The following is a 2,025-nucleotide window of genomic DNA, read 5'->3' as shown; positions in this document are numbered from 1 at the left end:
GTCTTTCCGGAGTTGAAAGGTGCGTCCCGCGCGGTCACCCTCCTCTATCCCCGGGCCGGGCAGCCGGGCCCGGGTGACAGCTCCGTCGGCGGACCGCTTCTGTGGCCGGCCGACGAGCCCTGGCCGACCTGCGCCGAACCGGACCACTACAAGCCGCTCGACTCGCCCGTCGGGCCCGAGCCGGTCGCCATGGTCCCGGTGGTCCAGTTGTACGCACGGGACGTACCCGGTCTCGACTTCCCGGCCGGCACCGACCTCTTGCAGATCCTGTGGTGCCCGCTCGTGCACCAGGACGACCAGTACGCGGCCGGCCCTCGTCTGCTCTGGCGCAGCACGGAGCAGACGGCCGCAGGCGCCGTTGCCGGGGAACCGCCGCGCCCGCACACCGCGGAGGAGGACTACCTGCCTCGCGCGTGCGCGGTGTCCCCCACCGCGGCCGTGGAGTACCCGAACTGGGATCTGCCCGAGGGGCTCGCCGACCTGCTCGGCGAGCGGTTCGAGGCCATGGAGGCGGAACGGGGCTACGACTACTTTGCGGTGGCCACCACGCAGCAGAGCAAGGTCGGCGGCTATCCGGGGTGGACCCAGCAGCCCGACTGGCCCGACTGCGCGGGCTGCGGCACCCGTATGGAGCACCTGGTCAGCATCACCGCGACCGAACCGGGCGGAGGGCGTTGGCTCCCCCTGGACGACCGGGACCCGCGCGGCGGAGCCGCAGTCCCGTCCTGGCTGGCCGAGGCCGATCCCGCCGTCCTCGACACGTTCGGGCACGGCATGTGCCTGGGCGACCTCGGCGGCATGTACTTCTTCGTCTGCCGCGTCTGCCCCGGCACGCCGTACACCCACCGCTACGACTGCTGAGCCCCGGAGACGGGAGAGGGCGCCGACCCTTGGCCGGCGCCCTCTCCCTGCTCGGACCGGCGCGCTCAGCAGCCGATGCTCAACGGTGCATCAGACGCGGTGCCGCCCGGTTCAGCTGCAGCCGCTGGTGGAGCCGCAGCCCTCGCAGATGTAGCAGGAGCCGGCGCGCTGCATCTTCGTTCCGCAGGAGAAGCAGAGCGGGGCGTCGGCGGAGACGCCGAGCTGCATCTCGACGAGTTCGGCGCTGGAGTGCGCCGTCTTCGGGGCCGGGACCGGCGCGGGCTGGGCCTGCGGGGCCGTGGTGACCGCCGCGAGCGGGGCGGACTGGGCCAGGGACTCCGTGTCGATCTCCTCGTCGAGCGGCTCGTAGGAGCCGGTCTCCAGGTGGCGCTGGCGCTCCTCGGCGGTGTGGATGCCGAGCGCCGAGCGGGTCTCGAAGGGCAGGAAGTCCAGGGCCAGGCGGCGGAAGATGTAGTCGACGATCGACTGCGCCATCCGCACGTCCGCGTCGTCCGTCATGCCGGCGGGCTCGAAGCGCATGTTCGTGAACTTCGAGACGTAGGTCTCCAGCGGCACGCCGTACTGGAGGCCGACCGACACGGCGATCGAGAAGGCGTCCATCATGCCCGCGAGGGTCGAGCCCTGCTTCGACATCTTCAGGAAGACCTCGCCGAGGCCGTCGTCCGGGTAGGAGTTGGCCGTCATGTAGCCCTCGGCGCCGCCGACGGTGAAGGAGGTGGTGATCCCCGGGCGGCCCTTGGGGAGGCGCTTGCGGACGGGGCGGTACTCGATGACCTTCTCGACCGCCGCGCGGATCGTCTCCTCGGTCTTCTCGGTGACCTCGGCCTTCTCCTCCTCCTTCTTCTTGGCGGAGAGCGGCTGGCCGACCTTGCAGTTGTCGCGGTAGATCGCGAGCGCCTTGACGCCCATCTTCCACGCCTCGAAGTAGATCTCCTCGATCTCCTCGACGGTCGCCGACTCCGGCATGTTGACCGTCTTGGAGATCGCGCCGGAGATCCAGGGCTGGATCGCGGCCATCATGCGGACGTGGCCCATCGGGGAGATGGAGCGCTCGCCCATGGCGCAGTCGAAGACCTCGTAGTGCTCGGTCTTCAGGCCGGGGGCGTCGATCACGTTGCCGTGCTCGGCGATGTGGGCGACGAT

The 2,025-nt window shown here is 70.6% G+C and carries 1 protein-coding gene and 1 pseudogene; one reads left to right on the top strand and one right to left on the bottom strand.

What is annotated here, in order from left to right; translation table 11 throughout:
• Positions 1-861 (top strand): hypothetical protein (locus EF903_RS31785; RefSeq protein WP_260616196.1); only part of this gene is annotated, 861 nt, incomplete at its 5' end.
• Between the two features lie 111 nt (positions 862-972).
• On the opposite strand, the pseudogene EF903_RS31780 reads toward EF903_RS31785, so the two are convergent.
• A pseudogene (locus EF903_RS31780) lies at positions 973-2,025 on the bottom strand (vitamin B12-dependent ribonucleotide reductase); the annotation flags it as partial.

This window comes from Streptomyces sp. WAC05292 (assembly GCF_003949955.1).
GTDB lineage: Bacteria > Actinomycetota > Actinomycetes > Streptomycetales > Streptomycetaceae > Streptomyces > Streptomyces globosus.
The sequence above is the reverse complement of the archived record's forward strand: the minus strand, read 5'-3'. Positions and strand labels throughout refer to the sequence as shown.